Origin of the sequence: Bradyrhizobium sp. AUGA SZCCT0158, assembly GCF_018130065.1 — a bacterium.
Taxonomy (GTDB): Bacteria; Pseudomonadota; Alphaproteobacteria; order Rhizobiales; family Xanthobacteraceae; genus Bradyrhizobium.
On sequence record NZ_JAFCME010000028.1, the window covers coordinates 1 to 24,165 of the forward strand.

Sequence of the window (24,165 nt, forward strand, 5' to 3'; positions counted from 1 at the left end):
TGAGAGGGCGCAGGGAAGACCGGGTGCGCGCTGCACCCGCGGTCTCGTGTGCGAATAGTGCAAAGAAAGCTGCACACGAGCATACAGGGCAGCGGAGAACACCCGGCCTTCCCTGCGCAATGGCTTTACGGCTTATGCCGTGCTCTCCCCGGAGACGAGTTCTTGGTTTGACTCCGTCGCTGCCGTTCCCGCTTGCGCTTCTCCGACAGCTTGACACCTGCAACGGGTGCCAGGACCACACGGTTTTGCCGTACGCTCATCCACGCCGTCGTCGAGGCGTAAACCAGCGTCCACCGCAACCCGCCCAACGTCCGTGACGACGGCCGACGCCCTTCTGACCAGGACGGGATGGCGATAGATGCGCACTGATTTGGGTCGGCCGACAACAGAAATATTTTTGATTTACGGAAATTTTCTACTTGACACGATTTCTGAAACTCAGAACTGATTTGCCCGTCGGGTTGTTTTGTCGCACTCAACCGTCATTGCGAGGCTCGTGCCAAGCGGCGCGCCCTCAGATGCGCAATCGCGCATCGGGGAATGACGACGCAAGAGAGATGGCGACCAACACCGCTTACGTCACGCACCGCCCGGGCTGGAGCAGCTTGGCTACATCGGTCAAGACGCTGACCGGCGGCTCGCAGGCGATGGCGATTTTTCTGGGCGGGGGCTTGGTCACCGGCGGTGTCGGGGCCGGGTTGCGCGTTTCGTTGCGCGCCGCTTTGGCGACAGGCATGCGGACCAGCACCGAGGTATCGGCGACGCCGTCGTGCCGCAGCGTAATGGTCTGGGTTTGCCCGGGCGAGGCGGGAACCGATGCGCGATCGGACTTGCCGGCGCGATTGACGCCGGTTTCGGGCGCCGCAGCCGTAACCTGGCGACTGCCGATCAGGTCGTGGGCGAAGGCGAGCTGGACCGCGCCCGCGCCTAGGGTCAGGGCGATCGCGAGCGAACCGAAAATTCCCTTATGAATCTGTGACATGTTGGTGTGTCCCTCGCCCCATGGCGATCATGAACACAACACGAACCAGGCCGTGCGGGTTCGGCGGACAACCGATCACTTAACCGTGTACGAAAATATTTGAAAGCGCCTGGAACGACTCTCTGGCTTGTGAGTCTTTCCAAAAGCCGGTCATTCCCCCTGCCCCATAGACCGGTGATGTGGGGCGCGACCGTGGTGATGCCGGTCGCGCCCCGCTTTTTATCTATTTGATATTTAAGTCTTTTTGCTTGATCGCAATCCCTATCGGTTGACTTTTGGTCCCCCGGCACCCGATGGACCGTTCTAAGCCCCGTACAGCGGCCATTCGTTCGACCCATCCAACCCCTGCGCCATGACGCCGCCAGCGCATGGACGGGGCTCGCGCCACTGTGCATCGTGACGAAAAAGGCGGCCCGTTCTGGACCGCCTTTCGCCGCCATGGCCGGGGGAGTGCAAATCAACCCGGTCGGTCAGCCCGGAACGCCTTCAGCCATTCGCCCGGCTTATAGTCGTGAAGCTCAATGTCTGCGTTGGGGTCATCGGTCCAGTTTCGAATCACCATCACGCTGCGGCCGACAGCTTCGATAGTCAGCGACGGCCGCCGGTCGGCGTTCACGTCGCATAAGAACACGCCGTCATCGCTGACAAGCGGCAACATTTGCCCCCGTTCGGAATAGTCGATGCGCAAGCCGTGGTGTCTCGCCGTCACGTCACCGGGCGCATTGACCGGATTCGATTTGCCGCGCTCGCGCAAAATCTGCATCGCACGGCTGCCGGTAGAACGAACCTGATTCCATTCGTCGTCCGACATTTTGTCCGGGACCGACATTGGCGCAATCTTCGCTGTTCGTATCATCGCTTCGACTCCATCGTTGGGGTCCGCCGATATACGCCACGACCCGCACGAGCCGAACCGATATCTCACGCGGGCATCATCGCTCCGCATGACGATTCGCTTGTTAACCTTTCCACAGCCGCCGCCGGTCGCGGCGCGATGCTGTTCCGGGCGCAAGGGATGGTGTGATTCGCGAGTCTGGCGCGGCTGCGGTTTGATGGCCCATGCCATGGCGGAAAAAACCGAACTCGCGACTCCGGTATTGGTCCGGCGGGACGCCGACGACCGCGAAGGCGGCTGGCTTCAAATCTATTCTTGTCTATTGCGTCGGCCCGCCTGTCGGCGACCCTCGCGAACGTTGCTGGCATTCGTCGGTCGTGAAATTGGACGACCTGCCGGAATGGGATTGGGCTGACATACTGGCGCACCTGAAATGTACGAAGTGCGGAAGCGTCGGCTGGATCGATCCGCGTCCGAACTGGGGCGAGGTCATCGACTATGATCGCGGTGTGAGGGGGTGAACTGGGATTCCGTGTTGACCGCCGGACTGTCTAACGCAATCATAACGTGTTGAACGCTTCGCGAGTCGCGCGTTCCGCAGCCGTGTCAAGAACAAGAGAACCGCGATGGTAAAGACAGGCAATTCAATTCCCACTCTTGTGGATTTATCAGTGCGCATTCCGAAGAAACGGGAGGACGAAACCGAGGAGGAAGTTCGAGTCGAGCTTCGAGTCCACCCCGCTCAGCTTGACGGCCCCAACGATCTAGAATTTTCCGTTGGACTCAAGCGAATGACGCTCAGCATGGACCTAAGCGGAGTCGAGCCTGTGCCCGGTTCAAGATATGGCGAACCGACGAAGGATAACGTTGCCACTCACGAACGGACGCTCTCGACTGAAGTGTCAGTGGAAAGCACGGATGCAGGGGGAGGCAGCGTCAAACTGGCGATAAACCCAGAACTGACACTGAAGGCCGACACAAGTAGCGTGCTGAAAAAGAAGAGTAACGTGTCCACAACCGAACGCAAAGTTCACCATCGTGTCCGAGCGCGTGGGAATTTGCTTTGGGAGATAACTGAGCCCCCTTGGGAAGACCCGACCCTAGATTTGACATACATGAAGGACGAACCACTTTGCAAAATCGCTCCGATTGACCGCGCTAATTCCAAGTCTGTCGAAGTGAGTGCGTACGCGAAGCAAAAAGATCTTATTTTCGATTGCAAGAAATCTCCGATCCCGTTTCGAACCCCTAATCATAAAAAGCTTTTAAACATACTTCTGTCCAAAGCGCTTTCGCCTGATGAACCATTCGTCGGAGTCGTCACCTTTTCAAGATCGGCTTTGTCATTTGAAGACTGATGAATCCCTTGAAGAAAGAATTTCGGCGGCAACTCTAGAGTTGGCGGCCCGCTTCCTTTCGGTGGAGGAGACGAACTTCCATGAACAAATCAAGTTCTTAGGGCTCAATCCCAAGACCGATTTCCGACACGCGGACCTGTCCTATATGGACTTCTCGCATTCAGATTTGCGCGGATTTGATTTTACGGGCGCGGACCTGCGCGGGACCATTGGTGTCAACGTCAGGTGGGACTCGACGACCAAGCTGTTTGATGCCGAAACGGCTGACTCGTTGTTCGCGTACGCGATACAGAGGCAGGATTATTTTAGATCGAACGTTGAACAAGCTGAGCGAGTCGAGCGCCTTGCAACAGACTATTGGGCGAACACAATTATAACTATCGCCACAATGCTCGAGTCCGAAAAGGATAAAGCCGCATCGCTGCAAATTGCAAAGGCCGTCTTTGAAGACACGAAGAATTCAACTGTACGCTTTAGCATCCTTATGCATATGGGGGCCGTGACGGATTCCAGAGAAGAGCAAAAAGCTTTTATCTATAATCTACTCGCCAAGTTCGGAGACGATCCATCCGTACTGCGGCCCGCACTAAGCACGCTTCGATACCAATACTTTAATGATCTTGATGCCTTCAACATGATGGTAAAATTTCTAGACCATTCCGATAGCCAGGTTAGGTCGGCCGCAGTTTCTGGCGTGTTGTCATCATCTCACTTTTTCTCTTCGTTGAAAGAAGTATGGGACCCAATTGTGACTTCCACAAATCCGATGGCGCGCCGCGCCTTAGTCGGTAGGGTCGCACGCAGAGAACTAAGAGATAGTGCGCTCCTGCTAGAGGATGATGGAGTCGTCAACTATGTGGATTATCGCGAACCCTTGACGGCACTAAGGCTAATGTCCATGGCGCGCAGGTCGTTCAACCGGGTGACCCGGCCCGAGGCTGATCGGTTAGGGCGCCGCCTCAATTTCGATTCGCAAGTCTATGACTCTGACGAAGAGATCGAAAGAGCTAGACTCATTCGGCACTCTCTGAAGTTCATCCGCGACAAGTACAGCATTCCATTCCAAATCTACGACGGTGAATTCGTTAAGTAGCGCCGAATCGGCCGCGCTTGAACGAAACGAGGATGCAATGACGGGCGCGTGTGAACTCTGCGGTAAGACAGCGCCGTTAATGCAAAGCCATGTGCTGCCCGCCTTTGTGTTCAAATGGCTGAAAAAGAGCGGCCACATTAGATACGCCGAGACTCCAAATCGACGGACTCAAGATGGCATCAAGCAAGATTGGCTATGTCGAGATTGCGAAGATTTGTTCAATTCATTCGAAACCCCATTCGCAGGTCAAATTTTTCATCCGTATGACGCCAACCCTTCAATTCGAGTTCGGTACGGCGGATGGCTACTCAAATTCTGCGCCTCAGTATCTTGGCGCAGCCTGCTATATTTGAAGCGGGAAGGCCATCTAACTCAATTGAACGAACGCCAACTTGCGTCCGCTGATGATGCCCTTCTGACGTGGTCACGCCTCCTGCGCGGCGAGTACAAACATACGGGCGCATACGAAGTTCACTTGTTGCCACTCGGAGAGATCGAGGATAGTCGCGGCATCAATTTCCCGCCGAATATAAATCGTTACCTAGCGAGAACGGTCGATATAAACCTTGGAGCAAGCGAGTCGGTTTGTTTCACGTTTTCGAAGCTTGGCCCGTTTGCCATCTTTGGCTTCATCGAGTCGCTTTATCCGCAGCAGTGGAAGGGGACGAACGTTCTATACAAGGGTGGTTCGTTCGGGCCAGGAAAGTACACGCTTCCAATCCAGCTAGTTGATTATCTGATCGATAGGGCGGCACGCACCAAAAGCGCAATGGAAAAAATCTCGCCGATCCAACAGGAAAAAGTCGCAGAAAGTATTAGAGCCAACCCTGTCCGATTTCTGCAATCTGGACTCTTTAAGGCGATGCAGCGCGACGTTGAAATGTTCGGGTCTGACGCATTTGCAAAGTTCAATTCCGTTGATGTCGCGGATGATGAGTGAACGTTCTAACCGGCTAGCGCCAGTGTCGGCGGTCGGCCGGGTTCATCCATTCCGGCTTCGTCGCGCGCGGCTGTCCATACTCCCAAGCTTCGACGATGCGCGCGATGCGAGCGCGGCGGGGACACTCTTCCAAGTCCTTCACGACGATTTCGTTTTCATGATCCAGTTCGACCCCTGCAAACTGCGCCATGTAGTGAGCCTTGCGACACGCGCCGCCGCAATACTTCTGCCGACTGCTCTGCGCGTTCATCGGACTCGCGCATTGCATGCAGGTCAGTCGAGGCGGCTTCGGCGGCGGGCGGTCGGTGCGCGAGCGGGCAACAGCGCGATCTTTGCACAAGCGCGAGCAATAGATTTTTCTAATGTAGTTAGAATCATACAGGTCGCCACAATGCGCGCAGGTTCGTTGTCGCTTCGGCTGTTCCAGCCGCGCCGCTCGCTCGCGGCCGTTGCGCGCCTGTCGGCGTTTGGCCGACGAGTCATAAGTGCGCTGACGTTCGGTCCGACAGGCGTCCGAACACAACAGCCGGTTATGGTGCGGCGGCTCGAAGGGTATGCCGCATGTGACGCAGGGTCGGGCTGTCATCGTGCGATGCGCGCCCTTGCGACCTTGAGTCCCACGTCCAGAAGGTCGCGGATGATCGATGGACGACGGCCGGGAATGTATCCGCCCATGCGGTTTATCGCGGAAAATTGCCGACGCGTTAGTTTGGTCGTAACGTAAATTGAATCCGCGCCCAACACGTTAGGGCGTCCACCTTTGTTACGCTGCTTGCTGGACACGTTGGCCTCCTATGGTGGTTCGGGCGAGCCATGCCGCGAATGCGCCGACTTCGATTTCGTCACCATCGCAGGGCGCGCCGCGCTTGATGTACTGGCGCGTCGCGCCGGTCGTGAGTCCGAAGGCTGATGCGGCTTCGGCAAAGGGCAAGCGAACGGGGGACGGCTGACGCTTCGACATGTGAATTCCTCTCGGGTTTGATGACGGCCGCGAATGTATCGCAGTGGCGACCGGACTCAAAAGGAACGAATCAAATTGCGCGAGCGCGCATCATCGCGCCGTCGTCGCGCATCGCATCAGCGGAGTCGCGCATCATCGCGCGCCGCTCCATCGGGGAGTCCTTTCGGTTTTTGCGTTTCGGAAGCCGGGGCTTCCGAAACGCCGACGCCGCTTCATTGCGGTCGATACCAAAAGGCCGGTTCGCGAAGTTGTGGAAGCCGGGGCTTCCACAACTTAGGAAGCCAGTCGGCGTCGCCGACTATATCGACGCCGACGATTTCAGTATGGGGCGAAGCGCGGGAAAAATTCCTCTGGGTTAACGCTACACATTTCGCAGGGAAAATATTTCTCCTATGCTACGGGTCGCGTTCTGCGCTCCGTGTTTTCCCTCATAGCGTTTTTCTGCCCCCAAGGACCCGGAAATATTTCTTAACCTGCATGCCTAGAAGCTTTTTCGAATCTGCGTGCGTCGGAGATTCGATTCCTCATTATTGATTCAGTGAATCGATTCCGAGTCCGGCCATGCCTCTATGACTATGCGCTTGATGCTGGGACCACGGTGCAAGGGCATGCACTGCTAGCATCATTCGTTATTGATCGAAGTATCGTTGCGGACACTGGCCCCTAGTGCAGGGAGAGAATGAGAAATAAACCATTGGTCGATTAGGGGATATACGCAAGATTGCCCGATAGCCTGTCCAGCACGTCGGCCGGGCCATTTGTCACCAATAAGAGAACGCGCGAGCGCTCGAAGCGTCAGGCATGGGTCTGCGGGTATGCGGGGCTTGCGGGTACGATTCCAGCCTATGCGGGTATGTGATACATAATCATTCTAGATTCTATTTTGAGAAATAAAGACAGAATCACAGAGTGGAATCGAAAAGCCCGGTAGGCTGGAATCGTACCCGCAGGCCCCGCATACCCGCAAACCCTATCAGGACTCCCGGACCTGATATTTCCATGTCTTTAGGTGCGTGTCGTATCGGCCCATCAACCGCAGCCCCTCCAGTATCTTGCCGTTGCGGGCGTGCAGGTATTGGCCGAACGTCTTGGGCGTCGGTCGTCGAACCGCGTTCTCGATTGCGTCGGTCAACACGCTGTCCGAAGTGTCCTCCCCCATTTTGATTAGCTCGCTCGCCGTATGCTCTTCCCCGCCCGCATTGTCCCTGATCGCCGCCATCAACTGCCCAAGGTCGTTTTGCTCGGGGTCGTCGGTCGCGATGAACGACCGCGTCTTGCACGGGTCTGGCTCGCCTAGCCATACCAGCGCGCCGCGCACAAGGTTCGACCAATCTTCGAAGCGACCGAACGGCGTTAGCTTATCAAGGCCGGGGCGACCCGCGACGACGAACGCACGGAGCACGGTCAAGCCCGCGACGACCAAGGCAACCCGGTGTTTCGGAACCCACGTCTTCAGGTCAATCTTGAACCGGCGAGTCTCGGGCTTTTCCATCTTCGCATCCATGCGGCACAACAGCGAACGCGTTGTCATGTCGCCTTTGAACGTCAGGTTATTGCCGCTCGCCAGCATCAGCGCGTTAGTCGGGACTTCTACCTTTCGACTCTCGCCAAGGATTCGTGACTGCCACGTCGATTGCGTCAGCACGGTGCAGAGTGCGTCGCCTTCAATGGGGCGCTTCACGTTGTCGATTAACAGAATCAAATCGTTTTGCAGCAGCACGCTAAAGAGTCTCTTTTCGTCTTCCTCTTCGTTCGCGCCTTGGCTCATTGCCGTTGTTAGGCGGCCCGTGGCAATCAGCGACACAACGTCGATTGCCAGCGTCTTGCCCGTCCCCATGGTCGGCGCGCTAGTGCCATGCATCGGCGCGGAATGCAGGGTCCGCCGGACCAACGCAGTCAGCGCGGCCGACAACATAACCGACCGGCTGGCGCTTTGGCCTTTGGCATTGGTGACGAACGGAAAGCCCGCGAACGGCTCTTTAACCAGCGCGAGCGCTTCGAGCGCCTGCGCACGTGATGGCCGGTCCGGTATCTCCGGGAACTCAACGCCGCCCATGTCCAGCAGAAGTCCCGACTTCCCATCATATCCATCGCAATCAATAATGGTGCCATCCCGGCGCAGCGTCGGCGTTTCAATCACGCCGCTGATGTTGGGGACACGCCACTTGTCGCCGCGCGCCAGATAGTGCGCAGCGAACCCCATCGGCGCGGCGTATTTCGTTGGCTTGCCCTTTTTGTCCAGCTTGTGAAACGGCACATTGTCGATGACGTATTCACGCAAGCGATGCTGGTTCACTTCGCCGATTGTCAGCGACCCAGCCTTGCGCCGAATCGATTCATCGTCGGCCGAGTCTTTGTCGGCGCGGACGGGATGCACTAGACGGCCGCCCATCTGATACAGTTGCGCGCCCTGTTCAATCATGCAGGCTTCCGCGAAGTCCAGCAGAGCGGGAAGTTTCGTTTCCGTATAAGCGCGCGACTTCGGCGGCTCTTTCTCACCTTCAAGCCATCCGTCGTCGTCTTCCATCGCGTCGAATTCATCGGCCGCGCCCGGTTGGTCGTCCGGGAAGTCGTCAACGGCTTCCACCTTGTCGCGTTCGCCGAACACGGAATCAATCGCGCCCTGTCCGACTCCATGCGCCTTCAGTATGTAAATGAACGTCCCGACTCCTTTGCCGCCCGGCTTGTCGTTGCGGTAGGACTTCCAACGGGGGGCGGGGGATTTTTGAGACCCGTCGCGCGCCAGCCAATCCAGAATGTATGCTTCGGCGTCGGCGTCGGCGCAGGCTTTCTTAGCGGCCGGGGCGAAGTCTTCGAATGCGTCATTGTCCGGCACGACCTGCGCCGGGTCCAGCTTGTCAAGCAGACATGCAGCCCCTTCGGCAGTCATCTTACCGCCGCCGCTGTCGTCACCATCGCTAGGCATGTACTGGATCAACCGCAGCAACGCCTTCGGGGCTTTTCGGACTCCGTCCTCAATGCGTGGACGCCCTTCGCCATCGTCGAACGTGTAGGCTTTGCCGGTCGCATGATGCAGCGACCCGGCGGCGACGACCTGTCGGCCAATCGTCTTGAACTCAATGCCGGGGTAGTCGGGCAACGTCTCATGCGTTGGCATGTCGGCGGGTTTCTTCATGTACAGATGGAATCCACCATCGCCCCGGCCGGATATCACCTTCACGAACCTGGACTCGTCTAGCGGCGCGTCGTGGCATAGCTGCGCAAAGCTTTCGAGTCCGCCGTTGCGCGGATCAATATCCAAAACCAAATCTTCCCGGCCAAGCCGCCAGCCGACATTGGAGTTGTCTAGGACGCAGTTGTGAATCACGTTGGCGCTGACGTAGCTCTTTTCCGTCCAGCCCTTGCGGGGAAGCTTCCCGGTCGCGTTGCCCTCGCTGTCTTTAGCCAAGTAGTGGCGCAGGGGAATCAACGTCTGATCGGCCCCGTACCGTGCAAGGGTCTTGGCGTCGATTTTAGGTTCTGGCGTTCCTTTGCCTTTTCGGGCGGACCTGCTAGACATGTCGCTTCCTGACTTTGTTACTCGCCCCGACCGCGTTGACTGCGCGGCCGGGGCTTTTGTTTGCTTCATCGTCGGGGAGACGCTGCCGGTAGATTCCTTTAGCCGAACATTTCGAACAGTTCTTCGCGATCATCGCGCCGGGCGCGGTCCTGCGCGTCAGCACGACGCCAGTATTCCAGCGCGGCGGCGTTCCAATCGTCGGCATTGTCGTACAGGCGTGCGGCCTTCAGTTCTTCGAAGGTCATCAACCTGCAATGCGTCGGCGAGCCATCGACCCAACTGAAAAGCTGGACGGCGTAGCGGTCCCGTTCATCACGGCGGACGACTTCGAACTGCCAGTTGATCGCGCCACGCTTCAGCGTATGCCCGAACAGTCCAACGAATCCGGCGGCTGCGCTCTTCATCACGCGGACTCCTTACGCTGTTCTGCGCCGGTCGGTACGGTTCGCGAAATACCGCGCGACCTGACGCATGTCATAGACCTTGGCCTTACCAACGGTGTACAGCGGCGCGGGGAAGCCCGCTTCGGCGGCATACTGATAGACTCGGTTCTGGCTCAGGCCATCGCCGAATTTTTCAGTGATATCTTTGATGGTGCCTTCGTGCTTGTGCATCGTCCTGACTCCTGTCTGATAGTAGAAACACAATTCCAGAATAATCCCAAAGGAACGAATCAACGGCGGCGGATTCTGCGCTTCACGCGGTGAAGCGTCGCGACCGCTTCGCGCAGGTCGCGGCCGTTGTGAAGCACTTCCACCATGGCCGCGTTGACAAGCCCAACGATGTAGGGCGACAGGTCGGCGGGCCATCCCCATTGTTCGACCGCACGTTCAATTGAACCCATGAACATTCCCGCGTTCGCGACCATTGCCCGAATCGGATTCCCTGCGACGCTCGCACGATGGAGGGCCAACGCACGAATGGCGAGAGCTTCGATGTATTCGTTCGATGGTTGCGTACGAAGGGGCATCACGCAATCTCTTCATCGAAGGCTTGTTCCAGCGCCTCTTCCTGTTCGATGCGCAAAAATTCGAGTTCACAACGGCAAGAGTTCGCGAAGGTGGCGGCCGTATGTTCCAGTTCGCGCAACGCCTCGGCTTGCGACTCCGGCGAGATATCCTCGAAGAAGACCGCGCCAAAGTCGTCTCGGCAAATTGTGTCGAAGAGCCTTGCGCGGTCTTGATTGTGGTACTCAACAAGTTCGTCAAATGCCGCACGTTTGTCGGCCGGGACTCCCTCGGGCGTTTCAGAACCGTGAAGCATGCATAGCAACGTCAGTCTGTATTGGTTCATCGCAGTGAACGAATCTCGCGGAGTCATGACTCAATTCCCTCTTCTTTTTCGAATCCCGGATTCAAAAGCGTTGCGCGGATGCGGGCGCTGTTTCGTATAAGCGCAGGATACTGAAGGGCCTCGCGCGCATGCGATTCGAAGAATTCATAATCTTCGACGATGGCTTGCTGCGCGAAATGACCTTTTGCCGTCGCTTCAAAAGTTAGACGCCAGTGCTCGCGCTCGAATCGGATGCGCGCAAGGCAGCGTTGCCGGTCATGCGAGTTGGGGATTCCGTCTACTGTTTGGTTGTCGTCCGGCGCGCCGAATGCGACGGCGATGAAACGCACGCGCCAGTCGGAAATGGTCGGCGGGGGGAAGCTTGCTTTCGCTTTTGGCATTGTAGCACCTGTTCTGAATTGGGGGTTGGGAGCGCTGCCCCGCGTCGCGTTAGTCTTCGTTTGGCCGCTTGCTTGCATTCCAGCGCGAATAAATCTCGCGCGGGTTGATCTGCGCAACAGGCTTCGAGTCGTCGTCATCGTCTTCGTTAGCCCCGAACGCTTCGGCGCGGATGGCCCGAAACACTTCGTCCTGATCGGCGATCACGTCACGCTTCGGCCGCGCGTCGCCGTGCGCCGCCGCCTTCGCCATCGCCATCGAGATATGGCCTTCGCCGATCAGGACGCGATTCAGCGCGGCGGTCAGGCCATCGCGTCTCGAAATCGGCACGTCGTCAACGCCTGCGACTCCCCCGAACGCTCGCGCAATAGCTAAGGGTAGGTCGTTTCCGAACTTAGCGACGGCGGCTGCGTAGGTGTTTTGTAGTTTCGACATTTTACTCTCCAAGTGTTGCAACAGTTGAATTCAAACAGCGTCGGAGTCGCGTTGCGTTCGTGTTCATACCCGCAGGGCCGTGCCCCGACTTCACAAGCAACGCGACTCCTTCACTGCCCACGCGAGGATTGCGCGCAGTAGCCCGGCCACAAGGTCAAAGAATGCTTGCACCGGAATTTCTTGCGACGGGACGCCATCCCCGGAAAGCCTCCCGTCGCGTTCGTCCGCATGGGTTAGGATCACGCAGACGAAACTTGTTAGGCCAAATCGAGAATCGCGCGCGGGTCTTGCGTCCAGCGGGGGCCGCCTGCGATGTTCTTCGCCCGGCACACGCGAATCCAAAATTCGCCGCGCCGGTCGTTGGCGAGAATTTCCGCGTCCACGGCGTCAAGCGCGGCTTCGCGGTCGCCCCGATTCATTGCCCCGCTGTCGTCGCGTTCGCCGTTCATTGCGAGCGCGGTAAGGCGGTCCGTGATTTCTTCCGGGAAGAGCAGACAGAGCAGGCCCATGGCGTCGGGTATGGACAACGCTTTGCCAACGCCATCGAAGAGCGCGACGTTCGGCAATTTGAACGGCCGCTGTTCGAACTTGTCGCGGTCCAGATTGTAATCGAGGAATCGCACGCTCCGAACATTCAGAATGGTCTTCTGTCCCATGCGTTCGACTGCGGCGGCGATCACGGCTGCGGTTTCGGCGGTTGTCTGCGGTGTTTTGAGAATGGCGGCGCGCTTGGCTTTCAGCGGCTTGTCCAACTCGCGACACATGTCCACGACGCCGCGTTCGGTCATGCCCGCCGGAAGTTCTTCGAAGTAGTTGAACGCCGTCTGATGCGTCTTCAGGTCCAGCCGAATCCACGGTTCAAGGATGCCAACCGCCGAAGGCGTCGCGTTGTTCATGTAGTCTTTGTCGCGCGCCGCCTGTTCGGCATCTTCAGCGGCCCATCTGTCTTTGATTTCCTTAATTTGTGCTTCTAGGTCGCGCTCTATCGCGTTGTCGCGCTTCGGCGACTGAATCGCCGCTTGCAGCGATGTTTGCAAATGCTGAAGGTCGGGCAGTTCGGCTTGGCGAGCCTCGCTGCGTTGACGCCTTTCTTCACCTGTCGCGGCGGCGCGCTGGACTTCCTTCGCGAAAAACTTCTGCGAAGGGGGCGGCAAGAATCGTTTGATCTTCGCGCTATTGTCGGGGCTCTTCACTGAAACGTTTGCCATTGTCGTTACTCCGATGGGGTTAGTTTGAATTCGATGATTGATCTAAGTCAGGCTTTCGCGGCGTCGAAAACCCGGTTTGTTGGTCAAGCTTTCTTGACCCCGATAGCCGCGCGCAGAATTTCCAGACGCCGCGCCTTGCGTCGTGGACATGCGCAAATCAGGTTTTTGATTTCGAGCGCGCCCGCGTTGATTCCACGTTTGAGTCCTGTGCCGGTCGCGAGTCGGTACGCCTGCGCCGGAATTTTTCCGCCGTACTTTTCATCGTTGAAATAGAGCGTCGCGATGCAAGCCGCCTTCACTCGCGGGTCCGTCACGTTCATTTCAAGATGCATCAGCAGCGCATCGGCGCGGGCGCGAATGTGCATTTGCAATTGCGATGGTTCGCCGCCGAACGGCATGTCATGCAGCCGCTTGGCTCTTTCGGGATGCGTCGCGAACAGCAACGCGGCAACCGCTTCCATTGTGCAGCTGCATTCCGCTTCGTCGATGGCGTCGGCGAGTTGTTGGGGAGTGAGCATGGCGTCACCGCCTGCGCCGCTGTTCGTCTTCGAGCGTCAGGCGCAAGCGTCGGCGTTCGTTGACTGTCAGCTTCGCCAGTTCACGTTGAACCAACTCTTCAACGACGCGGCGACGCGCGATTTCGAGCGTGCGGAGCGTGGTCATGACGACACCCCGCGAAGCTCGTTGATGGCCTTGCCGGTAGCGCGGCGGGCGCGGCCAAGCTTGAACGTCTTCAGCTTGCCGGTCGCGATAAGCTCGAAGACCGTGGACTCGGCGCAGTCTAGAATCTCGGCGATGCGCTTAGGCGCAAAGCTTTGCTGTTCGAACGGGATGGGGACTTCGGGATCGGATACGGCGGACATGGGTCTGCGCTCCAATAGATGAAGCGCTGACGCTCTCGGCGTTGGTAAAACCTACGGACTAGGCGGGTCGTGGCCCGGCTTCGGGAGACGCCCTTAACAGCAAAAGGTCCGAACTGTCGTGGCAGGCGAACAACCTGTAAGCATCGGGTCGCCTGTCACCGAGGAACTAGTCCCGGCGCTGCTAGGATGGGTACAGCGCCGCCGGAATACAAGACGGGCCGGAAAAGTTCTTAACGATTGGTTAATGCGGCGATGAAGTCGCCCAATGACCGAGTCCCGGTGACGTAGTCGGCCCAATCGTTCATTAGGCTGCGGCGTTTGATGAAGGCGTCACGGCGACGGTATGCCCGTTCGACAGCGCCGCCGACGCGATGGCCTAGGACGTGTTCGGCTATCTCGCGCGGATGGTTCGTGTAGTCGCCAACCCAATCCCGAAGCGAGCTTCTGAATCCGTGAACTGTGATTCCTGGCCGGACACGGGCGAGCGCATGATTAAGCGCGTTCATACCAAGCGCCGACCCTGCGCCGTCGATACCCCGGAAGACGTACTTCGTGGCATAGTTGCGCCGTTTGTTGAGGATTTCCAGCGCTCGCGGCGACAGCGGGACTTTAAAGCTTCCGTCGTCTTCGGAGTCGTCTTCGACTTTGAGGGCTTCGCCCGGCACCGTCCACACGGCTTCGTCAAAATCGACTTCCACCATTCTCATGAACCGAACGCTTCCGGTGCGGACGCCGGTCAGGATTGTGAATTCGAGCGCTTCGCTAGTCAGGTCGAACGGCGACGGGTCCGCGCGAATCTCAGCGACGACGGCGGGCACGTCTTCAGGCTTGGCGGCCGGTAGCGGCCGAACCTTGCGCTTGCGGTCCGCCGATTTGAACTGCGGCAAGTGTTCCATATGCCCGGACCACGCGGCGGGATTCTGTTCGTCGGGTCGATGCTTCAGCACCTTCGCCGCGTCTAGCAAGGTCTTAATCCGGCCCCGGATTTCTCGCGCCGTCTTCGCCCGCGACTTCCATATCGGTTGCAGCACGGCAACGACATGGGGAGTCGTGATCGCATCGACCTTCAGCGGCATCAACGCCGGAGCGTGTATCTGTAGCGGGCGCATCCATTTTGTCCGGGCATCGTCGCCGCCCTTGAAGGTCATCAAGGCGACTTGTTCGCGCATGAAGTCGCCGAACGTCGGCACGTCGGACCCGGCCGTCTTGGCGGCCTTCTCCGCGAGCCGGACCGCCTTCGGGTCCATCCCATCCCGGCGGCCCTTGCGCAGCGCGTCAGCGGCATCGCGAGCGGCGTCTAGGGTCACGTCCATTCCGCCAAGGCCGACTTCCGTCACCTTTGCCCCTACCCGGTATTTGTACGACCACGACGCCGTACCTGACGGCCTGATGGTCAGATAAAGCCCCTTGCCGTCAGCGTGGCGGCCGGGGGTCTTGGCGGCGATGATCTTGGCGACGGCGGCGTCGGATAGAACGTGCATCGGCATGGGACGAACTCCGGTCAGGGCGCGAGCGGCAAAGGGCTTCCGGTCGCGCCCTCGCTTTAGTCCACTGCGCGAGCGGAGAACAGCGGAGCTTGGCAGAGTAGTTAAGGGCGAAGAAACGCCTGCGCCGCAGTGCTTTCCTAGTTGTGCGGTGAACGGCGGAGTTGGGCGGAGTTTACGCGTCGTCGGGGTGATGCCGGTCGCGCCCCGCTTTTTATTTTGCGCCTGACAACGAATTGTCCGGCTGGCATTCCGTTCCCCCTGATCGTTGCGGCAAACGCTGGCCGATCGATTTCCGCTTTGTACCCGGCCAAGTACTCAGCCAGGTCGGGCGCGGGGCTTGTTCCCCAGGTAACAGCTTTCCGGCTCGGCAGCGGGCATTCTCCAAATCGAGGGACAAGGGGACGCGGTGGTCGCGCCCCACCTCGCAAACAGGAGAACTGCCATGAACGTGCAGATCAACGACGCTTACGCAGCTCGCTTCGAAGACAGTGCGCTCTCGGACAACGAACTCGACATCGTGTCCGGTGGCGAACGCCATCAGGTATCAAAAGCCCAATACGAAATGCTTCTGGCGGTGCGGATGGTCGTCGCCGGGACGTACAAGGGTTGATCGGTGCTCGGAAGGTCGCGTAGGCCGCCACGGCCCGCGCGAGAGGTAATGCCAGGGAAGCCCGCCACTCAACCCGGCGGGTTTTTCGTTGAAAGCCATGCGAACACGGCCTGGTTTCGTCGCAAATGATGCCCCCCGTCGGCAAAGCCGCCTTGCAGCCTGATAAAAAACCTTGGCAAAAGGTGCCGAGCCGGCTGCCCGGTTGCAGATCTCCCGACGAAAGCGATCCCAGCGATGACCCCCAATCCCCAGCAGTTTGCGAGCGACAATTATGCCGGCATTTGCCCGGAAGCGTGGGCGGCGATGGCGGAGGCCAATCAGGGGCACGCGACCGCCTATGGCGACGATCCCTGGACCCAGCGCGCTTCTGATGCGTTCCGGGCGTTGTTCGAGAAGCCGGATGCCGAGGTGTTTTTCGCCTTCAACGGCACCGCCGCCAATTCGCTGGCGCTGGCGTCGCTGTGCCAGTCCTATCACAGCGTGATCTGCTCCTCGTCGGCGCATGTGGAGACCGACGAATGCGGCGCGCCGGAATTCTTCTCCAACGGCTCAAAACTTCTGATCGCGGCGAGCGAGGACGGCAAGCTGACGCCGGAGCAGGTGGTCGCCCTCGCCACCGGTCGATCCGACATTCATTTCCCAAAACCGCGCGTGGTCACGATCACGCAGCCGACCGAGACCGGCCAGGTGTATTCGCTGGCTGAAATCCGCGCGCTGTCAGCGACCTGCCGCGAAATCGGCCTGCGGCTGCACATGGACGGCGCCCGCTTTGCCAACGCCTGTGCGTCGCTGAATTGTTCGCCGGCGGAGATGACCTGGAAGGCCGGAGTCGATTTGCTGTGTTTCGGCGGCACCAAGAACGGCATGGCGGTCGGCGAAGCGATCCTGTTTTTCGATCCGCGTCTCGCCGAGGATTTTGACTATCGCTGCAAGCAGGCGGGGCAGCTTGCCTCGAAGATGCGCTTCCTTGCAGCCCCCTGGGTCGGCATGCTGCAGGATGGCGCGTGGCTGCGCAATGCGCAGCATGCCAACGCCGGCGCCGCCCGGCTCGCTGCCGCGGTCGCCGACCTGCCGGATTTCAAGCCGATGTTTCCGGTGGAGGCCAATGCGGTGTTCCTGCGCGCCTCCGCCGACCGGCTGGAAGCGCTGCGCCAGCGCGGCTGGCAATTTTATACTTTCATCGGCGGCGGCGCGCGTTTCATGTTCGCCTGGGACGCCGATCCGGACAGGGTCGATGCGCTGGCGCGGGATATCAGGGAGGTGTGTGGGGCGCGCAAGTGAGTGGCGCAGCTCAACTCTATCCTCCGTCGTCCCCGGCGAAGGCCGGGACCCATAACCAACCACCGGCGGCAATTGTTTGCGCGCTGGTCGTTATCTTTCTTTCCAACAATTCCGGCCGCGGCGTATGGGTCCCGGCCTTCGCCGGGACGACGAAAGAAAGCCGGAGCGACGACAAAGAAAAACGGCGCGCTGTGAAGCGCGCCGTTAAGCGATAGCCTTACGAACTAACCCGTCGCCGCCCGTGGGGCGCGATTGCGGGAGTTACGCTGGAAGAACAGCGCCTGGCTCGCCACCGCCGAGACCATCGCGGGCTGGAACGGTTTGGAGATCAGGAACGCCGGCTCCGGACGCTCGCCGGTGAGGAAGCGCTCGGGGTAGGCGGTGATGAACACCACGGGGACCTCGAACACCTTCAACAGCTCGTTGACCGCGTCCAGACCGGACGAGCCGTCGGCGAGCTGGATGTCGGCGAGGATCAGGCCCGGCTTCTTGTTCTTGGCGAGCGCGACCGCATCGGCATGGGTGCGGGCGACGCCAATGACGTTGTGGCCGAGGTTCTTCACGAGGCTTTCGAGGTCCATCGCAATGAAGGTCTCGTCCTCGATGATGAGAACGTCGGTGGCGATTTCCGCCGCCATCTCGCGGCCGGCGGCGTCCGCAAGCTTGCGGGTCTCGGCGATGTCGGTGCCGAGGATGAACGAGACTTCTTCTTCGGAAAAACCCTCTAGCGACAGCAGGAGGAAGGCCTGGCGCGGCAACGGCGTGATGTTCGAGAGCCGGCGCTCCGACGGCAGGGCCAGCGTCGCAACATCCGGGTTCTCGTTGACCGAGACTGAATTCCAGATCTGCGTGAACAGCCGGAACAGTCCGGCGCGCGGACCGTGCTTTTCGTCGAGCAGCGAGCCATCCTGCAGCAGGGCCTCCAGCATGGCCCCGACATAAGCGTCACCTGACGACTGGTTTCCGGTCAGCGCGCGGGCGTAGCGCCGCAACAGCGGCAAATGTTCAGCAACGAGCTGTGATCGGGACATCCCCACTCCATCCTTGTCTGAGGCCCGTGCGGGCCACATCTGGGTCGAACCTGAACGCCTGGTCCGGCGTAGCCTATCCTGAAACGGGGCGACCCGGTTCCCCTGTCATCCCCGAATACGCCTGAGCGGCGAAAAAGTTCCTTCAAACAGTTCCCCAATTTCGGAACTTTTCGGGACCCATCGCATTAGGATTTGACCAAGAGCGCGGGCGGCCAAGGCCTAATTTCGAGGAAAAGTCTTGAAATACAAGGTACTTAACACTCGGGGAAGCGTGGATGACATCATGAAAGAAGCAAAGAAGCAGGGCGGTCTCAATGCAGAGATCCAGTCTAGAATCGGCCACCAGCTGCGCGCCATGTATGACGACGTGGTGCGGCAAGGGGTGCCAGACCGCTTTGCGGAGCTGATCCGGAAGCTCGACGGGCCCGAAGCGGCGGTGGCTCAAACGGCCCAACCGGACCAAGCTGCAAAAACTGACGGGAGGGAGTAATGCCTCTCACAGATTCACTTCGCGACGACATCCTGGCGTCGGTACCGTCCTTGCGCGCGTTCGCGATCTCGCTCAGCGGCAATGGCGACCGTGCGGACGATCTGGTGCAGGAAACGTTGCTGCGCGCGATCGCCAACATCGACTCGTTCCAGCCCGGTTCGAACCTGCCGGCCTGGCTGTTCACGATCCTGCGCAACCTGTTCCGCTCCGACTATCGCAAGCGGCGGCGCGAGGTCGAGGACGCCGAGGGCAATTACGCCAAGACGCTGAAGACCCAGCCGGCGCAGAACGCGCATCTGGAGTTCGAGGAGTTTCGCGTCGCGCTCGACAAGCTGCCGCAGGACCAGCGCGAAGCCTTGATCCTGGTCGGCGCCTCCGGCTTCTCCTATGAGGACGCTGCCGCCATCTGCGGCTGCGCGGTCGGCACCATCAAGAGCCGCGTCAACCGCGCGCGCTCGAAGCTTTCCGCCCTGCTCTATGTCGACGGCGCCGAGGATTTCGGCCCCGACAACACGGTGCGCGCGGTGATCGGCGGCAACAACTGACATGCACCGGTTCGCATGACGAAAAGGCGGCCCGACCGGGCCGCCTTTTTTGTTGTCGGGAAGTTCTGGGTTTCTAGTTCAGGCCGCCGAAGGCGTAGATCAGCACGAGAATCGGCAGAGGTATGCCGAGCATCCATAACAGCAGATAGCGTCCCATGGTGTGTCTCCGTAATTGCGATGATACGGATAAATGCGCGGGGGTCGCGGGCGGTTCCGGATGGATCGACTCCCTCGCCCCGCTCTTGCGGGGAGAGGACTGGGGTGAGGGGCTCTCACCGCGAACGCTCGTGCCAATTGATAGACCTGTACCCCCTCACCCAGCGCTACGCGCCGACCCCTCCGCGCAAGCGGGGCGAGGTAAGCAAGATCACTTCACCGGCCGCACCGGGGCGGAGAGCTGTTCGGTGCGGTCGCGTTCGGTCATGTCGACGACGGTGACCATGGGCGCGGTCAGCTCATAGACGTAGCTGACGTCCGTGAAGAAGCGCTTGGCGGTGCCGCCGAGCGCTTCCGGCGCCACGCGGTCAAGCAGGATCAGGCCGAAATCACTGTCCTCGCGCCGCGTCGCCGCTGACGTGTTGAACTCCTCCCAGCGGAAATGGAAAACCGTATCCGGCTCCTCGCCCGATATTTCCCAGTTCGCAACGATATGCGGATGCTTGCCGACCAGCGACAGGCCCTCGTCGGAATGCGACGCCAGTTCGAAGAACAACAGCGACAGCGATTGCGCGGCGCGCGCGCTCACCGCGATGTCAGGACCGTTGACCGCGATGCGATCGGCATGCGGTATCGCGCGCGCCTCGAACAGCCCCTTCAGCTTGACGCCCTGCCACTGGCTCTCGCTCAGCAGCGTGACCACGTTCGACATCGCGTGAATGCGGCCGATCAAAAGCTCGCGCGAGACGTCGATGTCGGAGCCGTGGCGCAGCGTTCGCGTCACGATCGACTGGATCACCGCGAGGATGTTCTTGACCCGGTGGTTGAGCTCGTCGATCACGGCCGTCAGCCGCCGCTCGAAGCCGATCCGCACCTGGATCTCGCGGCTGAGCCTTAAGTTGTTGTAGGCGACATAGCCGAACAGGCCGCAGACGATGCCGGTCAGCGCCAGCCCGATCGCCGCCACGATCGCCGCCGTCTGCTGCGCCCGCACGGCCACGTTGGACTTGGCGTAATAGCCGAGCGACCAGTCGCGGCCGCCGAAGGTCACGGTGCGAACCATCGACGGCGCCGGACCCTCGGGCTTGACCGGCTGCAAGGTGACGACACCCTGGTCGTTGGCGACGAATTCGTCATTGACGTCAGTCGGGTCCTTCAGCACCACCGCAAACAGCGACTGGTCGTCATTGGTCAGCATCAGCGTCGCCAGTTCGTAGGAAAAGGTGACGAAGCCAGCGGCATCGCTGGAGCCTTCCTGATAGACCGGCGCGGCGAGCACGATTCCGACCGGACCATCCTTGCGCAACAGCGGGATCGGGTTCGACGCGACAGGCTTGCCGCCCTCCATCACCTGCGTCAGCACCGGCCCGATGATCGAGTGGCGGTCGTAAGCGCGGCCTGGAAAGCTCAGCGTATCCGCGCTGCGCGGCTCGAGGTCCATCAGCACGTTGATCGGCTTGTCGATCGCCTTCATGTCCAGCGGCTGGTCGTCGAAATCGCGAATCGTCGGATCGGTGAATCCCGAGCTCTTCAGCACCGCGCGCGCCGCTTCCAGTTCGTCCGGCTTGAGCCGCGCGATCCAGTTGGCGACCACGAAATCGGTCTTGAAGGCGTAGATCGACGCGCGCAGCGGCTGCAGCATGTTGGCCTTGAGCACCGACGGCGCGCGAAACAGGCCGGAGGCGACGCGCGCCAGCAGCTCGCGCTCGGTCAGCCGGTCCTGCACCAGACTGGCGTGGACGTCGATGGCGCGCGCCAGCGCGATGCCGTCAAGGGTCACTTCCTGTTCATGGACGCGATAGGCCGCAAGACCGGAGAGCAGAACTCCGATCAGCGCGATGAAGCCGATAATGAAACCCAGCCGGACCACTCGCTTACTCGGGAATAAAGTGTTGGCGCAGAGAAGAAAACATTCGAGGTCTGCCGGGACGGCAACAAATGTAAACCGGACGACGGCCGATCGCGGGCGAATATGAATGAGCGATCATCAGCACGCAACTAACGGGTTGGCAGCGGGCAACAAGTGGCCGCCGCTAACGCTGATTTCGCGGGGCCAGAAGATGCTAATGAAGCCGGACCCGTTTGGTTCCAGGCATCCCGGCAATATCTTGCGAAGCGACATCCTGTCAGCCTCGCGCCCCGGGATGGCGGATTTAAGAAAGCGCGCCGGCGCAGGGCGGTGGGCCGCGGCCGTTAACCACATCCGGCGGCGTTAACCAGCCTCTACCCAGCCTTGCTCTACCCAGCCTTGGCCTTCGGCGCCGGCCGCAGGCCGCCCTTGGTCTCGATGAAGCCGATGATGCGCTCGAGCCCCTCGCTCTTCTTCAGATTGGTCATCACGAAGGGGCGCTCGCCCCGCATCCTTTTTGCGTCGGTATCCATCTTTTCCAGCGACGCGCCGACATGCGGCGCGAGGTCGATCTTGTTGATGACCAAAAGGTCCGAGCGGGTGATGCCCGGCCCGCCCTTGGACGGGATCTTGTCGCCGGCGGCGACGTCGATGACGTAGATCGTGAGATCGGCGAGTTCGGGCGAGAAGGTGGCGGCCAGATTGTCGCCGCCCGACTCGATCAGCACCAGATCGAGATTGGGGAATTTGGCGCGCATGTCGGCGACGGCGGCGAGATTCATCGAGGCGTCCTCGCGGATCGCGGTATGCGGGCAGCCGCCGGTCTCGACGCCGGCGATGCGGTCCGCCGTCAGCGAGCCCGAGCGCACCAGGAACTCGGCGTCCCATTTGGTGTAGATGTCGTTGGTGATCGCGGCGATGTCGTAACGCTCGCGCATCGATTTGCAGAGCAGGTCCATCAGCGCGGTCTTGCCGGAGCCGACGGGACCGCCGACGCCGACACGCAGGGGGCCGTGAGATTTGGACATTTAAAACATTCCCTCGATTGTCGTCCCGGCGAACGCCGGGACCCATACCGCGTGATCTTTCAGTCGGGCACGATGGCCGACGCTCTTCCGCAACAACCATCGCCGGTGGCTATGGGTCCCCCGATGCGCAATTGCGCATCTGAGTTCGCCGGGACGACGTTTGGAGGGAGAAGTGCCCTGCACATCATGACCGGAACAGCCTCGTATACTGCGTCTCATGCCGAAGACTGGCGAGATCGGCGCGAAACGTTGCGCTGCCGAGATCGTCGAGCGAGGCCTGCAGCGCGCGCTGCGCGGTGGCGACCACCACCGGCTCCAGTGCGGCCAGGATGCGCTGGCTGTCGGTCTGCCCCAATGGCACCAGTCGCGCGCCTGCGGAAATCCAGTTCGAGACCACCGCATGCAGGAACGCATGCATCGCCGGCGCCAGCGGAATTTTGTGCGCGGCGCTGACGAGGCCGACCGCGACGGGATAGATGGTGACGCCGCCGCAAGCTGAAACCAGCTCGTCGAGGCCGTCGCAGGTCCAGGCCGCGCGCGCGATGTCGATGAAGGCGCGGCCCTGGGTCGAGGTTTCGAGCTGGCGCTCGCGCGACGGCACGAAGGCCGCGGCAAGCTCCGTGATCTCGCGCAGCACGGCTCTGTCGTTTGCAGTCGCCGCCCGGTGCGCCTGCGCCAGAAACACGCCGTCGCAAAAGCCCGAGCCGTCGGCCAGCATCGCCGTCAACCACGCGCGCAACGAGGCGGCATCGGTGATGTCACCGGCCTCCACCGCCCATTCGATGCCGCTGGAATAGGAGAACGCGCCCACCGGAAAGGCCGGCGACAGCCACGTCATCAGCCGGTACAGCGCCGCTCCCTCGTCTGCCGTCATCCCGTCCTGGACGTCAGCCGGGACGGGCTCACTTGTGGTCATGAGCATGGGAGTGATCGTGGTGGTGATGATCGTGGTCGCAATGCTCGTCATGATGATGGTGGTGGTCGTGATCGTGTGAATGACCGTGCGAGGCATGGTCATGCGAGGAATGGTCGTGGCCGGTATGCCCATGCGCGGCTTCCGGTGCGTGGGCATGACCGGCATAGGCGCCGCCTTCGGGATCGAACGGCGCCTCGATCTCGATGATGCGTGCGCCCAGCCCCTTCACCATCGCCTCGATAACGTGATCCCTGCGGATGCGCAGCCCCTTCGGCATGATCTGGGTCGGCAGATGGCGGTTGCCGAGATGCCAGGCGACGCGAACCAGATGCAGCGGATCCGTGCCGCGGATCTCGATCAGCGGCTCGGGAGCGGCGACCACCTCGATCAGGCGGCCGTCTTCCAGCACCAGCGCGTCGCCGCCGCGAAGCGCGATGGCGTTTTCCAGGTCGAGCAGGAATTCGAGCCCGCGTGTGCCCGTCATCGCCATGCGCCGCCGGTGCCGATCGTCGAAATCGAGCACCACGGTATCGGCGGCGGCTTCCGTCCAGCGATGCTGGCCCTGAACGCGAGTTGCGCGGATCATCTGAGTTACAGTTTCTCCACCTTGCCGTCGCTGATGATCTCGATCACGGTCGGCGCCGTCTTCATCTGCGACGAATATTCCCGCCACACCTTCATGTGCGGCGCCTTGCCGTGCGCATTGAGGTCGTCGCGGGTCTCCCAGCGCTCCACCACCACATAGAGATTGGGATTGTTGACGCTGACATGGCCTTCATAGGAGAGGCAGCCCTTCTCCTTGAGCGTCTCGGCGGTGCAGGCCTTGTGCCCCTTGATGAAGTCGTCCTTGTTTTCCGGCTTCATCGGCGTGGTGGCGATGACGTAGATCATGGATTTTCTCCCTTT

The 24,165-nt window shown here is 60.3% G+C and carries 29 protein-coding genes; 7 read left to right on the forward strand and 22 right to left on the reverse strand.

From position 1 onward, the window contains the following. Positions 1-574 precede the first annotated feature (574 nt). On the reverse strand, positions 575-982 hold the full coding sequence (locus JQ574_RS28900; RefSeq protein ID WP_212206351.1) for a hypothetical protein: 408 nt from the start codon (positions 980-982) through the stop codon (positions 575-577). A gap of 457 nt (positions 983-1,439) precedes the next feature. After that, positions 1,440-2,048, reverse strand: coding sequence for a hypothetical protein (locus JQ574_RS28905; protein WP_212384104.1), 609 nt, complete (start codon positions 2,046-2,048; stop codon positions 1,440-1,442). Positions 2,049-2,443: 395 nt separating this feature from the next. On the opposite strand from JQ574_RS28905, the gene JQ574_RS28910 reads away from it, so the two are divergent. Genes JQ574_RS28910 through JQ574_RS28920 form a run of 3 tightly spaced genes read left to right on the forward strand, consistent with a single transcriptional unit; the run spans position 2,444 to position 5,208 of the window. After that, positions 2,444-3,175: a hypothetical protein gene (locus JQ574_RS28910; protein ID WP_212384105.1), complete on the forward strand. Its 732-nt coding sequence runs from the start codon at positions 2,444-2,446 to the stop codon at positions 3,173-3,175. Then, positions 3,165-4,268 (forward strand): pentapeptide repeat-containing protein, encoded by a 1,104-nt coding sequence (locus JQ574_RS28915; protein ID WP_212384106.1) that lies wholly within the window; start codon positions 3,165-3,167, stop codon positions 4,266-4,268. Before JQ574_RS28910 ends, JQ574_RS28915 begins: the two co-directional genes overlap by 11 nt. Positions 4,269-4,305: 37 nt before the next feature. Then, complete coding sequence (locus tag JQ574_RS28920; RefSeq protein ID WP_212384107.1) at positions 4,306-5,208, forward strand: hypothetical protein; 903 nt, start codon at positions 4,306-4,308, stop codon at positions 5,206-5,208. 13 nt (positions 5,209-5,221) lie between these two features. On the opposite strand, the gene JQ574_RS28925 is transcribed toward JQ574_RS28920, so the two are convergent. The 14 genes from JQ574_RS28925 to JQ574_RS28990 form a co-directional block, all read right to left on the reverse strand. Next, entirely contained in the window at positions 5,222-5,458 is a 237-nt protein-coding gene (locus JQ574_RS28925) for a hypothetical protein (RefSeq protein WP_212384108.1), read from the reverse strand. Positions 5,459-5,971: 513 nt separating this feature from the next. Beyond that, on the reverse strand, positions 5,972-6,169 hold the full coding sequence (locus JQ574_RS28930; RefSeq protein WP_212384109.1) for a hypothetical protein: 198 nt from the start codon (positions 6,167-6,169) through the stop codon (positions 5,972-5,974). A gap of 973 nt (positions 6,170-7,142) precedes the next feature. Continuing rightward, on the reverse strand, positions 7,143-9,689 hold the full coding sequence (locus JQ574_RS28935; RefSeq protein WP_212384110.1) for a bifunctional DNA primase/polymerase: 2,547 nt from the start codon (positions 9,687-9,689) through the stop codon (positions 7,143-7,145). A gap of 98 nt (positions 9,690-9,787) precedes the next feature. Further along, positions 9,788-10,093 (reverse strand): hypothetical protein, encoded by a 306-nt coding sequence (locus JQ574_RS28940; RefSeq protein ID WP_212384111.1) that lies wholly within the window; start codon positions 10,091-10,093, stop codon positions 9,788-9,790. A 12-nt stretch (positions 10,094-10,105) separates the two neighbouring features. Next, on the reverse strand, positions 10,106-10,303 hold the full coding sequence (locus tag JQ574_RS28945) for a hypothetical protein (RefSeq protein WP_212384112.1): 198 nt from the start codon (positions 10,301-10,303) through the stop codon (positions 10,106-10,108). A 59-nt stretch (positions 10,304-10,362) separates the two neighbouring features. Then, a complete protein-coding gene (locus JQ574_RS28950) occupies positions 10,363-10,659 on the reverse strand; it encodes a hypothetical protein (protein WP_212384113.1) in 297 nt (98 codons plus the stop codon). Further along, positions 10,659-11,009 carry a hypothetical protein gene (locus JQ574_RS28955; RefSeq protein ID WP_212384114.1) on the reverse strand — a complete coding sequence of 117 codons (351 nt, stop codon included), beginning with the start codon at positions 11,007-11,009 and terminating at the stop codon, positions 10,659-10,661. Before JQ574_RS28955 ends, JQ574_RS28950 begins: the two co-directional genes overlap by 1 nt. Then, complete coding sequence (locus JQ574_RS28960; RefSeq protein ID WP_212384115.1) at positions 11,006-11,362, reverse strand: hypothetical protein; 357 nt, start codon at positions 11,360-11,362, stop codon at positions 11,006-11,008. Before JQ574_RS28960 ends, JQ574_RS28955 begins: the two co-directional genes overlap by 4 nt. Before the next feature lie 49 nt (positions 11,363-11,411). Continuing rightward, on the reverse strand, positions 11,412-11,795 hold the full coding sequence (locus tag JQ574_RS28965; protein ID WP_212384116.1) for a hypothetical protein: 384 nt from the start codon (positions 11,793-11,795) through the stop codon (positions 11,412-11,414). Between the two features lie 257 nt (positions 11,796-12,052). Beyond that, on the reverse strand, positions 12,053-13,003 hold the full coding sequence (locus JQ574_RS28970) for a hypothetical protein (RefSeq protein ID WP_212384117.1): 951 nt from the start codon (positions 13,001-13,003) through the stop codon (positions 12,053-12,055). Positions 13,004-13,086: 83 nt separating this feature from the next. Continuing rightward, a complete protein-coding gene (locus JQ574_RS28975; RefSeq protein WP_212384118.1) occupies positions 13,087-13,521 on the reverse strand; it encodes a hypothetical protein in 435 nt (144 codons plus the stop codon). A 4-nt stretch (positions 13,522-13,525) separates the two neighbouring features. Then, positions 13,526-13,666 (reverse strand): hypothetical protein, encoded by a 141-nt coding sequence (locus tag JQ574_RS28980; RefSeq protein WP_212384119.1) that lies wholly within the window; start codon positions 13,664-13,666, stop codon positions 13,526-13,528. Then, positions 13,663-13,866 carry a helix-turn-helix domain-containing protein gene (locus tag JQ574_RS28985; protein ID WP_212384120.1) on the reverse strand — a complete coding sequence of 68 codons (204 nt, stop codon included), beginning with the start codon at positions 13,864-13,866 and terminating at the stop codon, positions 13,663-13,665. The genes JQ574_RS28980 and JQ574_RS28985 overlap by 4 nt, the downstream gene beginning before the upstream one ends. Positions 13,867-14,096: 230 nt before the next feature. Next, the gene (locus JQ574_RS28990) at positions 14,097-15,353 is read right to left on the reverse strand and encodes a site-specific integrase (RefSeq protein ID WP_212384121.1); all 1,257 of its coding nucleotides are present in this window, start codon (positions 15,351-15,353) and stop codon (positions 14,097-14,099) included. A gap of 442 nt (positions 15,354-15,795) precedes the next feature. Between JQ574_RS28990 and JQ574_RS28995 the strand changes: the two genes are divergently transcribed. Next, positions 15,796-15,963, forward strand: coding sequence for a hypothetical protein (locus JQ574_RS28995; protein ID WP_212206349.1), 168 nt, complete (start codon positions 15,796-15,798; stop codon positions 15,961-15,963). Between the two features lie 234 nt (positions 15,964-16,197). Further along, on the forward strand, positions 16,198-17,244 hold the full coding sequence (locus JQ574_RS29000) for a low specificity L-threonine aldolase (protein ID WP_212206348.1): 1,047 nt from the start codon (positions 16,198-16,200) through the stop codon (positions 17,242-17,244). 224 nt (positions 17,245-17,468) lie between these two features. Here JQ574_RS29000 and JQ574_RS29005 read toward each other — a convergent pair whose 3' ends face one another. Next, positions 17,469-18,275: a response regulator gene (locus JQ574_RS29005; RefSeq protein WP_212206346.1), complete on the reverse strand. Its 807-nt coding sequence runs from the start codon at positions 18,273-18,275 to the stop codon at positions 17,469-17,471. Between the two features lie 283 nt (positions 18,276-18,558). On the opposite strand from JQ574_RS29005, the gene JQ574_RS29010 reads away from it, so the two are divergent. Further along, a complete protein-coding gene (locus JQ574_RS29010) occupies positions 18,559-18,765 on the forward strand; it encodes a NepR family anti-sigma factor (protein ID WP_212384122.1) in 207 nt (68 codons plus the stop codon). After that, on the forward strand, positions 18,765-19,310 hold the full coding sequence (locus tag JQ574_RS29015; RefSeq protein ID WP_192737176.1) for a sigma-70 family RNA polymerase sigma factor: 546 nt from the start codon (positions 18,765-18,767) through the stop codon (positions 19,308-19,310). The genes JQ574_RS29010 and JQ574_RS29015 overlap by 1 nt, the downstream gene beginning before the upstream one ends. Before the next feature lie 367 nt (positions 19,311-19,677). Here the strand turns inward: JQ574_RS29015 and JQ574_RS29020 are convergent, their stop codons facing one another. The 5 genes from JQ574_RS29020 to JQ574_RS29040 all read right to left on the reverse strand — a co-directional run bounded on the left by JQ574_RS29020 (position 19,678) and on the right by JQ574_RS29040 (position 24,150). Next, positions 19,678-21,336: an HWE histidine kinase domain-containing protein gene (locus JQ574_RS29020; protein WP_212206342.1), complete on the reverse strand. Its 1,659-nt coding sequence runs from the start codon at positions 21,334-21,336 to the stop codon at positions 19,678-19,680. A gap of 368 nt (positions 21,337-21,704) precedes the next feature. After that, positions 21,705-22,343 carry an urease accessory protein UreG gene (gene ureG / locus JQ574_RS29025; protein ID WP_212206340.1) on the reverse strand — a complete coding sequence of 213 codons (639 nt, stop codon included), beginning with the start codon at positions 22,341-22,343 and terminating at the stop codon, positions 21,705-21,707. A 184-nt stretch (positions 22,344-22,527) separates the two neighbouring features. Next, positions 22,528-23,265: an urease accessory protein UreF gene (locus JQ574_RS29030; protein ID WP_212384125.1), complete on the reverse strand. Its 738-nt coding sequence runs from the start codon at positions 23,263-23,265 to the stop codon at positions 22,528-22,530. Continuing rightward, the gene (gene ureE / locus JQ574_RS29035) at positions 23,246-23,845 is read right to left on the reverse strand and encodes an urease accessory protein UreE (RefSeq protein WP_212206333.1); all 600 of its coding nucleotides are present in this window, start codon (positions 23,843-23,845) and stop codon (positions 23,246-23,248) included. The genes JQ574_RS29030 and ureE overlap by 20 nt, the downstream gene beginning before the upstream one ends. Positions 23,846-23,850: 5 nt before the next feature. Further along, positions 23,851-24,150, reverse strand: a complete 300-nt coding sequence (locus tag JQ574_RS29040; protein ID WP_212206325.1) for a putative quinol monooxygenase — start codon at positions 24,148-24,150, stop codon at positions 23,851-23,853. Positions 24,151-24,165: the final 15 nt, after the last annotated feature.

Excerpts from the sequence above, each read along its gene's own strand:
- JQ574_RS29005 (WP_212206346.1), bottom strand. The coding sequence starts at position 18,275 with ATGTCCCGATCACAGCTCGTTGCTGAACATTTGCCGCTGTTGCGGCGC.
- JQ574_RS28975 (WP_212384118.1), bottom strand. The coding sequence starts at position 13,521 with ATGCTCACTCCCCAACAACTCGCCGACGCCATCGACGAAGCGGAATGC.
- JQ574_RS28940 (WP_212384111.1), bottom strand. The coding sequence starts at position 10,093 with ATGAAGAGCGCAGCCGCCGGATTCGTTGGACTGTTCGGGCATACGCTG.
- JQ574_RS28900 (WP_212206351.1), bottom strand. The coding sequence starts at position 982 with ATGTCACAGATTCATAAGGGAATTTTCGGTTCGCTCGCGATCGCCCTG.
- JQ574_RS28910 (WP_212384105.1), top strand. The coding sequence starts at position 2,444 with ATGGTAAAGACAGGCAATTCAATTCCCACTCTTGTGGATTTATCAGTG.
- JQ574_RS28965 (WP_212384116.1), bottom strand. The coding sequence starts at position 11,795 with ATGTCGAAACTACAAAACACCTACGCAGCCGCCGTCGCTAAGTTCGGA.
- JQ574_RS28970 (WP_212384117.1), bottom strand. The coding sequence starts at position 13,003 with ATGGCAAACGTTTCAGTGAAGAGCCCCGACAATAGCGCGAAGATCAAA.
- JQ574_RS28920 (WP_212384107.1), top strand. The coding sequence starts at position 4,306 with ATGACGGGCGCGTGTGAACTCTGCGGTAAGACAGCGCCGTTAATGCAA.
- JQ574_RS28950 (WP_212384113.1), bottom strand. The coding sequence starts at position 10,659 with ATGCCCCTTCGTACGCAACCATCGAACGAATACATCGAAGCTCTCGCC.
- JQ574_RS29040 (WP_212206325.1), bottom strand. The coding sequence starts at position 24,150 with ATGATCTACGTCATCGCCACCACGCCGATGAAGCCGGAAAACAAGGAC.
- JQ574_RS28935 (WP_212384110.1), bottom strand. The coding sequence starts at position 9,689 with ATGTCTAGCAGGTCCGCCCGAAAAGGCAAAGGAACGCCAGAACCTAAA.
- JQ574_RS29030 (WP_212384125.1), bottom strand. The coding sequence starts at position 23,265 with ATGCTCATGACCACAAGTGAGCCCGTCCCGGCTGACGTCCAGGACGGG.
- ureE (WP_212206333.1), bottom strand. The coding sequence starts at position 23,845 with ATGATCCGCGCAACTCGCGTTCAGGGCCAGCATCGCTGGACGGAAGCC.
- JQ574_RS28930 (WP_212384109.1), bottom strand. The coding sequence starts at position 6,169 with ATGTCGAAGCGTCAGCCGTCCCCCGTTCGCTTGCCCTTTGCCGAAGCC.
- JQ574_RS29000 (WP_212206348.1), top strand. The coding sequence starts at position 16,198 with ATGACCCCCAATCCCCAGCAGTTTGCGAGCGACAATTATGCCGGCATT.
- JQ574_RS29010 (WP_212384122.1), top strand. The coding sequence starts at position 18,559 with ATGAAAGAAGCAAAGAAGCAGGGCGGTCTCAATGCAGAGATCCAGTCT.
- JQ574_RS28960 (WP_212384115.1), bottom strand. The coding sequence starts at position 11,362 with ATGCCAAAAGCGAAAGCAAGCTTCCCCCCGCCGACCATTTCCGACTGG.
- JQ574_RS29015 (WP_192737176.1), top strand. The coding sequence starts at position 18,765 with ATGCCTCTCACAGATTCACTTCGCGACGACATCCTGGCGTCGGTACCG.
- JQ574_RS28955 (WP_212384114.1), bottom strand. The coding sequence starts at position 11,009 with ATGACTCCGCGAGATTCGTTCACTGCGATGAACCAATACAGACTGACG.
- JQ574_RS28945 (WP_212384112.1), bottom strand. The coding sequence starts at position 10,303 with ATGCACAAGCACGAAGGCACCATCAAAGATATCACTGAAAAATTCGGC.
- JQ574_RS28995 (WP_212206349.1), top strand. The coding sequence starts at position 15,796 with ATGAACGTGCAGATCAACGACGCTTACGCAGCTCGCTTCGAAGACAGT.
- JQ574_RS28905 (WP_212384104.1), bottom strand. The coding sequence starts at position 2,048 with ATGGCATGGGCCATCAAACCGCAGCCGCGCCAGACTCGCGAATCACAC.
- JQ574_RS28990 (WP_212384121.1), bottom strand. The coding sequence starts at position 15,353 with ATGCCGATGCACGTTCTATCCGACGCCGCCGTCGCCAAGATCATCGCC.
- JQ574_RS28925 (WP_212384108.1), bottom strand. The coding sequence starts at position 5,458 with ATGAACGCGCAGAGCAGTCGGCAGAAGTATTGCGGCGGCGCGTGTCGC.
- JQ574_RS28985 (WP_212384120.1), bottom strand. The coding sequence starts at position 13,866 with ATGTCCGCCGTATCCGATCCCGAAGTCCCCATCCCGTTCGAACAGCAA.
- ureG (WP_212206340.1), bottom strand. The coding sequence starts at position 22,343 with ATGTCCAAATCTCACGGCCCCCTGCGTGTCGGCGTCGGCGGTCCCGTC.
- JQ574_RS28980 (WP_212384119.1), bottom strand. The coding sequence starts at position 13,666 with ATGACCACGCTCCGCACGCTCGAAATCGCGCGTCGCCGCGTCGTTGAA.